12 protein-coding genes are annotated in these 13,297 nt (G+C 43.0%); 11 read left to right on the forward strand and 1 reads right to left on the reverse strand.

Annotation, left to right across the window (positions count from 1 at the left end):
- Positions 1 to 161: 161 nt before the first annotated feature.
- Complete coding sequence (locus AMR95_RS00645; RefSeq protein ID WP_047203451.1) at positions 162 to 1,154, reverse strand: LLM class flavin-dependent oxidoreductase; 993 nt, start codon at positions 1,152 to 1,154, stop codon at positions 162 to 164.
- A gap of 413 nt (positions 1,155 to 1,567) precedes the next feature.
- On the opposite strand from AMR95_RS00645, the gene AMR95_RS00650 reads away from it, so the two are divergent.
- From AMR95_RS00650 to opuAA, 11 genes are all read left to right on the forward strand, one after another.
- Positions 1,568 to 2,170, forward strand: a complete 603-nt coding sequence (locus tag AMR95_RS00650; protein ID WP_039176264.1) for a TerD family protein — start codon at positions 1,568 to 1,570, stop codon at positions 2,168 to 2,170.
- Positions 2,171 to 2,190: 20 nt separating this feature from the next.
- Complete coding sequence (locus AMR95_RS00655; RefSeq protein ID WP_039176267.1) at positions 2,191 to 2,772, forward strand: TerD family protein; 582 nt, start codon at positions 2,191 to 2,193, stop codon at positions 2,770 to 2,772.
- Positions 2,773 to 2,811: 39 nt separating this feature from the next.
- Positions 2,812 to 3,390: a TerD family protein gene (locus AMR95_RS00660; protein ID WP_034664245.1), complete on the forward strand. Its 579-nt coding sequence runs from the start codon at positions 2,812 to 2,814 to the stop codon at positions 3,388 to 3,390.
- A gap of 140 nt (positions 3,391 to 3,530) precedes the next feature.
- Complete coding sequence (locus AMR95_RS00665) at positions 3,531 to 4,310, forward strand: TerC family protein (RefSeq protein ID WP_039176272.1); 780 nt, start codon at positions 3,531 to 3,533, stop codon at positions 4,308 to 4,310.
- A 99-nt stretch (positions 4,311 to 4,409) separates the two neighbouring features.
- Positions 4,410 to 5,597, forward strand: coding sequence for an HpcH/HpaI aldolase/citrate lyase family protein (locus AMR95_RS00670; RefSeq protein WP_058837267.1), 1,188 nt, complete (start codon positions 4,410 to 4,412; stop codon positions 5,595 to 5,597).
- Positions 5,587 to 6,918 (forward strand): phosphoribosyltransferase family protein, encoded by a 1,332-nt coding sequence (locus AMR95_RS00675; RefSeq protein WP_058837268.1) that lies wholly within the window; start codon positions 5,587 to 5,589, stop codon positions 6,916 to 6,918. The genes AMR95_RS00670 and AMR95_RS00675 overlap by 11 nt, the downstream gene beginning before the upstream one ends.
- Positions 6,911 to 8,020, forward strand: coding sequence for a cysteine protease StiP family protein (locus AMR95_RS00680; RefSeq protein ID WP_058837269.1), 1,110 nt, complete (start codon positions 6,911 to 6,913; stop codon positions 8,018 to 8,020). Before AMR95_RS00675 ends, AMR95_RS00680 begins: the two co-directional genes overlap by 8 nt.
- Positions 8,017 to 8,832: an HAD family hydrolase gene (locus tag AMR95_RS00685; RefSeq protein ID WP_058837270.1), complete on the forward strand. Its 816-nt coding sequence runs from the start codon at positions 8,017 to 8,019 to the stop codon at positions 8,830 to 8,832. The genes AMR95_RS00680 and AMR95_RS00685 overlap by 4 nt, the downstream gene beginning before the upstream one ends.
- 70 nt (positions 8,833 to 8,902) lie before the next feature.
- On the forward strand, positions 8,903 to 10,519 hold the full coding sequence (locus AMR95_RS00690; protein ID WP_058837271.1) for a YceG family protein: 1,617 nt from the start codon (positions 8,903 to 8,905) through the stop codon (positions 10,517 to 10,519).
- Positions 10,520 to 10,533: 14 nt separating this feature from the next.
- Positions 10,534 to 11,628, forward strand: coding sequence for a toxic anion resistance protein (locus AMR95_RS00695; RefSeq protein WP_034283225.1), 1,095 nt, complete (start codon positions 10,534 to 10,536; stop codon positions 11,626 to 11,628).
- Positions 11,629 to 12,028: 400 nt separating this feature from the next.
- Complete coding sequence (opuAA, locus tag AMR95_RS00700; RefSeq protein WP_039176292.1) at positions 12,029 to 13,294, forward strand: glycine/proline betaine ABC transporter ATP-binding protein OpuAA; 1,266 nt, start codon at positions 12,029 to 12,031, stop codon at positions 13,292 to 13,294.
- The last annotated feature ends 3 nt before the right edge of the window (positions 13,295 to 13,297 follow it).

Genomic DNA, 13,297 nt, shown 5'->3' on the forward strand with positions numbered 1-13,297 from the left:
ACCTCTACTATATAAAAGGTACACCTCTTATGCGTTTACAGTTCGCTAACGATTAGAAGACACATTTGCGATCAGATGACAGACGGAAGGATTTTGACATCTTGATGTTACATTTCCCATTTTTTATGACAATGTAAAAAAAGAAGCCTGAAAAGCTGGCTTCAAAATAATTCTGCTATTCGCTTGTAGGAGCGTTGTTTTTCAATCGGATCAAAGGAATTGTTCAGAATCATGATGTCATCCGTTTGATAGCGGTCCATCAAGGTCTGTAATTGCTCTTTCACCGTTTTCTTCGAGCCGACAATCATCCGCTGGCGGTTTTGCAGCACTTTTTTCTTTTCCTGCGTGGTGTAGTGATAGGCACTTGCTTCTTCTATAGAAGGAACGCGGCTGTCCAGTCCTTTTTCAACACGCAGCAGCCATAAATCTGTACTGCTGGCGATCCGGTCTGCTTCTTCATCTGTTTCACCGCAGATGACAAAGACGGCAAACATAGATTGTGGCTGCCTAGAAAAGACAGATGGAGAAAAGTGTGATCGATACGTCTCAAATGCTTGTTTGCCGCGTGCAGGATGAATAAAGTGGCCAAAAATATAGTTGATTCCAAGCTCCGCCGCCTGCATGGCACTATTTTCTCCTAGTCCAAGCAGCCAAACCGGCGGATGAGCATCAACAAGCGGAGCAGCTTTCACACCTGCATGCGGATGACCAGAAGGCAGGCTGTCTGATAAGTAAAAAAGAAGATCCTTCAGCTGGCGGTCAAACTGAGACAGATCTTTATGCACGCCGTCCGTCAAAGCGAGTCTCGTCCTTTCGATCCCGCCCGGGGATTTACCGACTCCGATCTCAATCCGTCCAGGATAAAGGGCCTCAAGCTGCCGCGTGACCTCTGCTACTTTAAAAGGACTGTACTGAGGAAGTAAAATGCCGCCAGATCCGGTACGCAAGGTCGATGTATGAGCCGCAATATGAGCCATTAATATTTCAGGCGCCGTACTAGCGAGCCCCCTTGTGCTGTGGTGTTCAGCGAACCAATAGCGCTCATACCCAAGCGTTTCAGCCAGTTGAGCCAGCTGCGTTGTATGAATCAATGTCTCCTGAGCAGACTGACCTTTAGGAATGGCGACTTGATCTAATATATGAAGTGATGGCATCATCAACATCCTTTCAACAACATGCTGAATATAAGTATAAAGAAATCAATGGGTGGAAGGAAACGAAAGGGTTTATCCTTTGAACACATGCTTTTATCTTTTCTATATCAACATATGAAACCACATCTTACGCTCCTTATCAGCAAGAGCTGCTCACCGGGAACTTTCGACAATGTTTCACATGAAACACTTCATTTACGACATGAACTATTTTCAATGTGCATCTTTCTTTAAAAAAATATAAAGTGTTTGAAACCTATCTTGAACATAGATCGTATATACTAGTAAATAGAAAAAAGAGTAAGAGGCTCCAATGTCATTTCATGAATTTTGTCGAATTTTCATGTATGATGATTTTAATAGGGTCCATCGCTTAATAAATAGATTTTTATTATGCTGGAGGAGTGATTGATTTGGCGATTACATTAGAAAAAGGTCAACGTATTGATTTAACAAAAGGGAAAGCAGGGCTAACGAATATTCTTGTTGGACTTGGCTGGGACCCTGTATCACAAGGCGGCGGGTTTTTAGGAAAGCTGTTTGGCGGCGGAGGCGGCGCTGATGTTGATTGTGATGCTTCAGTGCTCATGCTGAAAAATGATAAGTTTACGGAAAATAAAGATTTGATTTATTTTGGCAACCTAAAAAGCAAATGCGGCAGTGTTGAGCATACAGGTGACAACCTGACTGGTGAAGGAGACGGAGATGATGAACAAGTCCTCGTCAACTTGAGCAAGGTGCCGGGTAATGTGAATAAATTGGTGTTTGTCGTGAACATTTATGATGCCCTTAGAAGAAACCAACACTTTGGTATGATTCAAAATGCTTACATTCGCATCGTTGATCGTTCAAACAATCAAGAATTAGTGAAATATAATTTAAAAGATGACTATGCAGGAAAAACATCGTTAATCGTCGGAGAACTTTACCGTCAAGAGAATGAGTGGAAGTTTGCGGCTCTTGGAAATGGTACAAATGATGCGAAGCTTGCCGATATTACGAGAAACTACATTTAAACAGAAGGGAGAGGTTCCTAGTGGGAATTTCTTTAGCGAAAGGTCAAAAAATTGATTTAACAAAAACGAATCCGGGTTTAACAAAAGTAGTCGTTGGTCTTGGCTGGGACGTCAATAAGTATGACGGCGGACATGACTTTGATCTAGACGCAAGTGTATTCCTTTTAGATGCAGCAGGTAAAGCAAGCTCTCCATCTGACTTTGTCTTTTACAACCAAACAACTGGCGGAGGCGGCAGTGTCGTACATACAGGCGATAACCGCACTGGTGAAGGGGACGGAGATGACGAGCAGGTCAATGTTGACCTTGCAGCTGTACCAGCAAGTATTGAGAAGATTTCATTTGTCATTACCATTCATGATGCAGAAGCGCGCAGTCAAAACTTCGGACAAGTGTCTAACGCATATGTACGTATTTTAAATGCGGCTTCGAATGAAGAACTCATTCGCTACGATTTGGCAGAGGATTTCTCAATTGAGACAGCCATTATTGTAGGTGAATTATACCGTCATGGCGGGGAATGGAAATTCTCGGCTGTCGGATCAGGCTATCAAGGCGGTCTTGCACGCATTGCAACGGACTTCGGCTTAGATATCGGATAACGATAGCTTCCTATTTTCAAAGACAGGAGAGATACGAATATGGCGATTCAGCTTTCAAAAGGACAACGTGTCGATTTAACAAAAACCAACCCAGGGCTGACGAAAGTGATGATCGGTCTTGGCTGGGATACGAATAAATATTCTGGCGGAGCCGAATTTGATTTGGACGCTTCGGCTTTCTTGGTGGATGCAAACAATCGTTGTCAGCAAGATACAGATTTTGTGTTCTATAATAACCTTCAACATCCAAGCGGCAGTGTCACTCATACAGGTGATAACCGGACGGGTGAAGGAGATGGAGATGACGAGCAAATTCTCGTTGATTTCTCGAAAATTCCTGCTAACATTGATCGTATCGGAATTACAGTTACGATCCATGATGCAGAGACGCGTAGCCAAAATTTTGGACAAGTCTCTAATGCATTTGTTCGTGTTGTAAATGAAGAGGGCGGGGAAGAATTGATTCGCTTCGATTTAGGCGAAGACTTCTCAATTGAAACAGCTGTTGTGGTATGTGAATTGTACCGACACGGAAGTGATTGGAAGTTTAACGCGATCGGAAGCGGATTCTCTGGCGGACTTGCAGCTCTTTGTCAAAATTATGGGTTAGAAGTGTAAATAAGAGAAACAAATCAATTCAAGAGGTGCTGTCAAAAACTCATATGAGGGCCTTTTCCAAAGTGAGAAAGAAACAGCGATCAAGAATAGCAGCAGGCGAAAGCCTGCTGATGCTTCTACACTTATAGGAGGAAAACCAGTTGGACATTTTGAAACATATGTTGGATACATATGCCTCGTTTTTTGATTGGCATATGTGGGCAGAGGTGTTAACAGACCCTGTCTCTTGGGGGCTTATTGGGACGCTTGTCGTGCTTGAAGGATTGTTATCAGCAGATAACGCACTTGTATTAGCTGTGATGGTGAAACATTTACCGGAAAAGCAGCGTAAAAAGGCATTAACCTACGGATTAATTGGCGCTTATTTCTTCCGTTTTCTATTCATTGGCGTAGGGATGCTGCTTATTAAATTCTGGTGGATTAAGGTTCTTGGAGCTGCTTACCTAGCATGGCTTGTCATTAAGCACTTCTGGTTAGGTGATGGCGATGATGAAGCGAAGGAATTGAAAAAAGAAGGCTGGTTGATTCGGGTATTTGGTATATTCTGGGCAACCGTTATCTCTGTAGAAATTATGGACCTTGCCTTCTCGGTTGATAGTATTCTTGCAGCATTCGCTGTATCTGAGGAAGTATGGATTCTTCTATTAGGCGGAATGCTTGGAATTCTCATGATGCGTACAGTGGCACAGTTGTTCCTTGTTCTTATTGACCGTATCCCAGAGCTCGAGAATACAGCGTTTATTCTTATCGGGATCATTGCGATCAAAATGGGCTTGAGTGCTGCTCACATTGAAATCCCGCATCTTGTATTCTTTGCGATTATTATCCTAGCATTTATCGGAACGTTTATTGTTCATAAAATCAATAAGAAGAAACATCAAGGTGTAACAAACGAAGCTGCGGCTTCAAAAGAAGAATAGGAAGATCAAAAAGGAATGGAGTTGATTAGCGGCTCCATCCTTTTTTGAATCATCAAGTCATTTGTTCGATTTTCTCTCAACAACAGGAGGTGGCACAGCATGCGGTATTTTCAGTTTTTATCAGAGGCGAGGCAGCACGATATTTTTTTCAAACGGCCGGGGACGATGCATTTGATGACGCCAAGGCACGTACTTGCGCATGCATTAGGTGCTACTTTGTATATGCCTGCAACAAGACAGGATATAGCAGACATGCTGCTGTCGCAGAAATATGAAGCGCTTTGCTCTGTTGTATTTTGTTTAGAGGATGCCATCGGTGATCAAGAAGTGGAAATGGCTGAGCAGAATCTAGTGGTACAACTCGCCAAACTGTCGGACAAATTGACGCATACGCCTGAAACGGCTGAACAATTGCCGCTTTTATTTATTCGGGTTCGTTCACCGAAGCAGCTGCTCAAAATGCCAGATTTGCTTGGTTCATCTCTTCATTTATTGACGGGTTTTGTATTTCCAAAGTGTTCTATTCATAATGCGAAGGATTATTTGGACAGCTTGAAACAGGTTTCAGCACAAACGAAGACAAAGCTGTACGGTATGCCCATTTTGGAAACACCCGATTTATTAGAAAAAGATACAAGATATACGGTGCTGTCAGAGTTAAAGCAGATCATGCTGAATGATGAAGAATATATTTTGAATATTCGTATTGGGGCAACGGATCTTTGCGGCTTATATGGCATTCGCCGTGACCGTGACACCACCATCTATGAAATCAGATTGATTGCTGATTTGATCACAGATATGATCAATTATTTTGGCCGTTCCTTTGTTGTATCAGGTGCAGTATGGGAGCATTTTGGCCCTGCACGAAAGGAACAAAAACCATTCATCCGTGCGCTTTCTAAGGGCGGTGAGCTGTCCTTCTCTGAATTCGATGACGTACAAGGTCTACTCAAGGAGACAAGACTCGATGTAGCCAACGGCATACATGGGAAAACAGTGATCCATCCAACACATCTCAAGCCAGTTCAAAGCATGTACGTTGTGACAAAGGAAGAATACTTGGATGCATTAAGTATTTTAGATCATGCTGACGGCACAGTTGGCGTAATGAAGAGTGCCTATTCTAATAAGATGAATGAAACGAAGCCGCATTACAGGTGGGCAGAGCACATTTTAATTAAGTCAGACATTTACGGGGTGTTTCATGAAAATAGAAGCTATATCGACATACTCACAGAATCAGAAGCGGCATACGCTGAACATCTTGGAACATATGGAGGTTGAGCTTGACCTCAAAGAAGGGGTGCTCCAGCTGGAGAAAGAGCATCTTTTTGAGATGGCAGCAAGGGTGAACAAAAAAAGAGCCTTTTTATTCGTTAGTAAGGTGCTTGGAAAGCATATTCCTGTTCATCCAGTGAAACCGCTCCTTGTCTCGGGTCTTTTAGCGATGGCATATGCCAAAGAGCAAACGGGACAGACGCCTCCGTACCAAGATTTTCTTGTAGAGGCACTCAAGACGGATGATCACGCGGCGTTAACGGCAGCCTATGAAACACTCAAAAAAGAAAAGCTAGCAGCTGGCAATGAGCCTGTCGTCATCGGCTTTGCGGAAACGGCAACAGCCCTTGGACATGGTGTGTATGATGTGCTAGAAGGCGCATCTTACATTCATACGACACGTGAACAGCTGCTGGGTCTTGACCCGTCATTGGTATTTGAAGAAGAACATTCGCATGCAACAGACCAGCTTTGTTATGCAGATGAAGCATTACTTCGCACAGACCGCCCCATCGTGTTAGTAGATGATGAAGTCACGACAGGCCGTACAAATATCAACATCATTCGTGACCTTCATGCAAAGTACCCGCGGCATTCTTATACCATTCTTTCCATTTTGGACTGGCGGACGGAGGAGCATGAGAAAGCCATGTGCCAGCTTGAAGAGGAGCTCGGAATTCACATCACATCATTGTCTTTATTAAAAGGGCAGATGGTCTTTAGAGGCAAAACGCTTGATGAACCAGCTTATTCGTATGAGATTGCGGAGCAAGAGAAGCGGCCAAGTCTCTCTTTTCATTCTCTTCAATCTTTCTTTAAGCAAGTGCCGTATTCACTTTCTCATGCAGCAAATTCGGCTGGTCATTCGCCATATATACATGAAACGGGCCGTTTTGGTTTAAACGCAGCAGATACGGAAGCACTTGACCAAGCAGCTGCTGAAGCGGGTTTGAAGCTGCGGCAGGAACGCAAAGGGAAGCAAACACTTTGCTTAGGGACAGGTGAGCTGATGTATGTACCGATGAGACTGTCTGCACATATGGGTGAAGGCATTCGCTTTCATTCAACAACGAGAAGTCCTATTCACCCAGTCGAAAAGGATGGATACGCTGTCCAAAATGGGTTTACCTTTATGAATCCAGAGGATGCCCGAATTCAGCACTACGTGTACAACATTCCAAAAGGTGAATATGATGATGTATTTCTCTTTTTTGAGAAAAAGGTCTCTCAGGAGGCATTGCTTCCGCTTATTCATTTATTTGCCGAGCGGCATGTGAAGCATGTGCATATTGTGACTTTATCAGACGAGGTGAAAGTGAATGGCTAACGTGTATACAAAGATGGGAAGCTATCCAGAGCAGGATGTAACCTTCTTACTCAAAGATTTATCCTCTATTGAGATGGAGAAAAGTACAGAAGAGCGGGAGCGTTCAATTCAGAGTGGTGCGCATTATTCAGAAATGCTGCCAATTGAATATAAACCAACGGCATCTTATATGACTTTATTCTATCAATCTCTTGAAGAAAGTAAGGAAAAGGTAGCCGAAGCAGTAGCTGTTGTAGCAGAACAGATTGTGAAAAAGAGAGGCTTCAAAACCGTGCTTTGCAGCTTGGCGCGTGCAGGAACACCGATCGGGGTGCTGATCAAACGATATATTCGAAAGACGTATGGTATCGATCTGCCTCATTACAGCATCTCTATTATTCGCGACCGCGGAATAGACGAGAATGCACTGCATTATATGCTGAAAGAACATCCGGGCTTTGAAATTGCTTTTATCGATGGATGGACTGGAAAAGGTGCGATTTCGAAAGAGCTCGAAAAAGCTGTGATTGATTTTGAAAAAAAGTATGGCGTGCGTCTTTCGAGTGAGCTGGCTGTGCTGGCTGACCCTGGCTATTGTACACATGTATATGGAACGAGAGAGGACTTTCTCATTCCAAGTGCCTGCCTGAATTCGACGGTATCAGGGCTTGTCAGTCGTACGGTACTAAACAACCGCTGGATCAATGCCGATGATTTCCATGGGGCAAAGTATTATAAAGAGCTGCTTGATGAGGATGTGTCCAATCTGTATGTGGATACGATTGAAGAAGCATTTTCCAGCCTCGGCCCAAATGTACAAGAGAAAGCAGAAACCATACTTACGCAAGGGACGCCGGCAGATTGGCGCGGAATGGCATCCATTGAAGCAATCGGTCAGGAGTTTCAAATTAAAAATACACATTTGATTAAGCCGGGTGTTGGTGAGACGACCCGCGTGCTGCTTAGAAGAATCCCGTGGAAAATCTTGATTCAGCCTGGATCTCAGGAAAAGCTGAAGCATATTTTGCTTTTGGCTGAGGACAGAGGCGTTCCTGTCATTGAATATGCCAATATGTCCTACACGTGCTGCGGGTTAATTCGCCCGCTGGAGCAAACGTCATGAAGACATATGCATTTGCCAGTGATTTAGACCGAACGCTGATTTACTCACATCGAGTGCTTGACCAGTATGCGTATGAAGGAGAGTATGATTTAGTTGAGGTGCTGGACGAACGGCCGCTTTCCTATATGTCTGTTGAAACGAAAAGATCCTTGCAGACGATTCATCAATCAGGCTGGTTCATTCCAGTGACGACAAGAACGACTGCACAGTATGAACGGATCACCTTCTTTCAACAAGAGCTTCAACCGGAGTATGCTGTCACAACAAACGGGGGCTGTATTCTTCACCATGGCAAGCCGCTTGAGGATTGGCAGGCCATTGTTGATGAGAGACTTAGGGAGTGTATGCCAGTCAGAGAGATGCTGAGGGCGATCTCCGAACTTCCGGTTGCGGCTTGGGTGAAGCGTACCCGTACAGCAGAGGGAAGATTTCTTTATTTGATTATGAAAGATGAGTATTTATCTCACATACCGCTTGCTGAATTGAAGCTGTGGGGTGAGGAGAGAGGCTGGCAGGTTTCTCTTCAGGGACGGAAGCTTTATTTTATTCCACAGCCGCTTAATAAGTGGGATGCTGTTGCTTTTCTAAAGGATAGGCTGCAGCTTGAATACGTCTATGGTGCGGGTGATTCCCTGTTAGATGTGGGGCTCATTCGTCAATCAGATAAGGGCTTTGCCCCAAGGCATGGAGAAGTTCTCGACTTTGACCCAGAACTTGAGCCGACAGCAGCATCTGGCATGGCCGCAGCGGATGAAATCACCGCTTCTGTCATCGAGCAGATGGCGAAGGCAAAAAAGCCTTCGATTCGATAGCAGAAGTAGAAGGCTGAATGATATGATAGTAGTAGCTTTCTAGAAAATATAGGAGAAAGGAAGGAGCGGCGTGAGTTATAAAGAAATCAATGTCACCCATACACGGGCGGAGCAGGAAGCCTGGAAAAACGTGCTGAAAAAGCCGCTCCCTGAAAGAGACGGTTATGTAAAGGACGAGCATACGTTGTCCTTGCCGCGTCTCGCCGCCCGGGTCCTTGGAACTCCGCATGATGCAACCGATTATTTTATTTATTTACATGAATTATACGAAACAGAAGGCATGCATATTTTAAGTGAAACGCTCAATCGTCATATTGAGCCAGAGCATTTTCAAGCGTTGCAGCGTATTCATTTGATTAACCAAGAAGAAAAGGGATTGTCCGTGAATCGCTTTGTGGCTTTTTTAGATGGTGAACAGCTGATTGTACGCCATCCAAACCCTGTGATGAACCGGCATATCCGTCTTTCATTGATCAAGGTGTTTGAGCATTTCAAGCAGCTGCATGAGGGTGGATTTCAGCATCCTGATTTCCGCCGGGTCTTGCTGGATGTCGTGAAGTTTTCAAATAACCATCTAGGTCCATGGCTGAAGGAAGTCAATATAGAAGAAAAAATGCCGGCTGTCATTTGGTATGGAGAGGCGAATAAAAGTCAGCTTTATTTTCTTTACTATGTCATGCTGATTGGCTGTGATGTTGTGCTATTTCATCCAGAAGGCGTGGATTCGTTTCGCGAATTAGATCCAGAAGAAAAGCTGACTTTTATTGATCAGTACCCGGGGACTTCAAAGCTTGAGCCGTTCCCTACTGAAAAGCCTGAGAGGAAATCAACGGTGGCGTACCGCTCGACAAGAGAGCTTGAAGAGGTGCTTCACACGGAAGATTCAATGCTGTATAAGCCGTGGCAATTCAGAGATCATACTCCTCATTCTATTACGCTGAAGACAACGTATGATGAGCTGTTTTTAATTGCAAAGGAACGATCCTTTATCCGCCCGAATTTCAAAGCAGACCGGGACACGATACAGATTCCGAATCTTTTTGCGAAAATGATGGGTGTCACACGAGACAAGCGTGAATACTGGGATCGCATTCACACGTTAATGGAGGGGAAAGAGACGAAGACCATTCGCCATTTTCCTTTTACAAAAGAAGTGACTTCGAATTATCAATTTCATTATCAGCATGCACTTTCTGCTACTGGAGAGATTGATCCTGAATTATTAATGAAAAGCAATGTGTGGCAGTTTTCTCATCTATATGAGGGCGCGCAGCGTGCGATAGCAGAGGCGATATCTCGAATCTGTCAGCATCCGAAGCTATTAAAAGAAGGCAATGAAACCGAATTAGATGTCCGCATTTATTTATTCAAGCAGGTTCTGCATTTGAGCCAGGATCTCATTGAACTGATTCAAACCTTTGATTATGCACAAACCGTACCGAAAGTGATTTTATACCATACGGAATATAATGGTGAGCTGACTCGTTCTGATGCGGCCGCCCTGATTTTCCTAAATGAAATGGGTGTGGATCTCTTCGTATATCATCCGGCGGGATATCAGTGTATCGAACGGTATATCGATGACCAATTATTTGATACCCATTGGCTTGATGAGATGGTCATGAACCAGGAGTTTAAAGAGCCGTCCATCGTTAGAAAGTTATTTCAATCCATTAAAAACCGATAAGGAGATCAAAGCTTATGACAAATACAAACGGAAATGACATCATTTCAATTGATAAAGAGGAAATCACGATTGAGAAGGCAGACGATATTCGCGTTCAGCTTCGAAACGAACCAGAAGTGCAAAATATTGCGAGACAGATCGATGCGAAAAATCAGCTTGAGCTTCTTGAATACGGAAAACAGCCAGCTGTTGAAATCTCTAAGTTCTCTGATCGTATCCTTTCAATGATGCGTTCAACAAGCGTGACTGACTCAGGAACAATGCTGACGCAGCTTGGCAAGATTATGGATCGCTTTGATAAAAATGATTTTGACGAACCGAAGGGTGGTTTGTTATCAAAAATCTTTAAGCGCGGCGGCAGCATGATTGAAAAGATTTTTAGTAAATATCAAACGCTCGGTGCAGAGATTGAAAAAATTAATGTAGAAATTAGTAAATATAAAGATGAAATGACCAAATCGACTGTGACGCTTGAAGAAATGTATGAGCATAACATTCAATACTACATGGAGCTTGAAAAGTATGTCGTAGCCGGTCAAATGAAAATTGAAGAATTAAAGCAATTGGTTCCTTCATATGAAGAAAAAGCAGCTAGTGGAAACCAGCTGGCACAAATGGAACTTGATACGCTTCGTAATGGGATTCAAGCGCTTGAAGAGCGTGTATATGACCTTGATATGGCAAGAATGGTCGCGCTTCAAACGGCACCGCAAATCCGTTTACTTCAGCGTGGGAATACAAAATTAATCGGTAAAATCAACTCTGCCTTCATTATCACTATTCCAATCTTCAAAAATGGGATCATTCAAGCTGTGACAGCGAAGAGACAAAAGCTTGTCGCTGATTCCATGAGTGAGCTGGATAGAAGAACAAATGAAATGCTGAAACGAAATGCTGAAAACATTTCAAGTCAAAGTGTGGAGATTGCCAAATTATCCGGCCGTCCAAGCATCGACATTGAAACGATCGAATCTTCCTTTAATACAATTGTACAAGGGATGAAAGAGACGAAACAGATCGAAGAAGAGAACAAGCGATTACGTGAAGATGGAACAAAACGTATGCTTGAGCTTCAAGATAATATTAAGCGGGCTGCCCTAGAGTCCTAAAAAAACAAGCTGTCTGTAACTAAAGTTGCAGGCAGTTTTTTTATGAATTTAAATAAAATTTGAGAAAAAAGGTTTTTATGTGACCATTTTCGGGTAAATCATGTTCAGGGGAATGGTTCGCCCATGATTCAAAAAAACTGCTATGACGAGGATTCGACTTATTTTTTAGCACAATTAGGAATTTCCAGTAAAATATTGTCTGGTGAGAGGAAATACCCCGTAAAATATGTAGTTTATGAAGCATTCTATAGGATTTACGAGTAATACGGCGTATAAACTCTAATGACCAGACCTCTATATGGAATTCATACATATTGTGGGGAAATAAGCGAATTCTAAAGATTGTTCGCATCATAACGCTTATGTTACGGTTATAAAGATGCTAATTTGGAGGGAAAATATGAATTCTGAAGAGAGAAATATCAAAATCAAGATAAATAATGTATCTAAAATTTTCGGTAAAAATGCTAAAAAAGCATCTCAAATGCTTGAAAACGGGAAAACAAAAAGAGAGATCCTAAAAGAGACCGGCGCAACAGTTGGTGTCAATCGAGCAAATTTTGATGTTTATGACGGCGAGATATTTGTCATCATGGGGCTATCAGGGAGCGGAAAGTCCACACTTGTGCGGATGCTAAACAGGTTAATCGAACCAACCTCCGGTGAAATTTATATTGATGGGGATATGATAACAAATATGTCAAAGGATCAATTGCGTGAAGTCAGACGGAAAAAGATCAGCATGGTTTTCCAAAACTTCGCATTGTTCCCGCACCGTACAATTCTTGAGAACACAGAGTATGGTCTTGAATTGCAAGGTGTAGATAAAGAAGAGCGCAGACCAAAAGCGCTTGAATCTTTAAAGCTTGTTGGACTTGAAGGCTTTGAAGAGCAATACCCAAATCAATTAAGTGGTGGGATGCAACAGCGTGTTGGATTGGCACGTGCGTTAGCAAATGACCCTGACATTTTATTAATGGATGAAGCATTCAGCGCACTAGACCCATTAATTCGTAAAGATATGCAGGATGAATTGCTTGAGCTTCATACATCTGTAGGAAAAACGATCATTTTCATTACCCATGATTTAGATGAGGCGCTTCGTATTGGCGACCGCATTGTGCTCATGAAGGACGGAAATATCGTTCAAATCGGAACACCAGAAGAAATTCTAATGAACCCATCGAATGAATATGTTGAACGCTTCGTTGAAGATGTTGACCTTTCTAAAGTATTAACCGCTGGTCATATTATGAAACGTGCAGAAACAGTTCAGATTGATAAAGGGGCACGTGTTGCGCTTACGCTCATGAAAAACCTAGGGATTTCGTCTATCTATGCGGTCGATAAGAAAAAGCATTTATTAGGTGTCATTTCTGCCCAAGCAGCGAAGAAAGCAGCAGAAACGGGAGCGTCGCTTGAAACGGTTCTCGATAAAGAATTTACGACAGTGTTGGAATCAACGTATTTGACAGAGATCTTTGATGCGGTGTCTGATGCGAACATTCCGATTGCCGTTGTCGATGAGAAAAACAGAATGAAGGGCATTGTGGTCCGAGGTGCATTGATTGGTGCATTATCAGGAAATGATGAGTATATCAACATGTCTTCTAACAAGCTAGAGGAAATTAAAGCACAAGAGCCTTCTGCACAGGAGGTAGAATAAGAT

This window comes from Bacillus sp. G1(2015b) (assembly GCF_001482475.1).
GTDB classification, from domain to species: Bacteria; Bacillota; Bacilli; order Bacillales; family Bacillaceae; genus Bacillus; species Bacillus safensis.